Annotated in this window: 1 protein-coding gene; it reads right to left on the minus strand. The window is 45.3% G+C overall.

Annotated elements, in window-relative coordinates:
- On the minus strand, positions 1 to 276 hold a 276-nt coding region (locus tag A3739_RS13610; RefSeq protein ID WP_197472319.1), incomplete at both ends, for a hypothetical protein.

Below are 276 nucleotides of genomic sequence, written 5' to 3' on the forward strand. Positions count from 1 at the left end.
GCTGCGCTAGAGATCTTTTCGATAAGTCTAGGAATGAACCCTAGCTCACTATTAGATAGAGTCTGACCATCTGATAGATGATAAGTAGGATCTGTTGTAATCGGTGGCGACATACTAGCGAGAATAAAGTCGACCTCTCCGTCATACGCCTCCCATAAATTAGTATGCGCGATATCCCAACAAACAAGCATACCTATTTTTCCCAATGGCGTGTCCGCAATGGTTGTTTGGTGCTTACCCCTGAAATAACCACGCTCCCACCCCCATGGATAATTC

The sequence above is a fragment of the Oleiphilus sp. HI0067 genome (assembly GCF_001635735.1).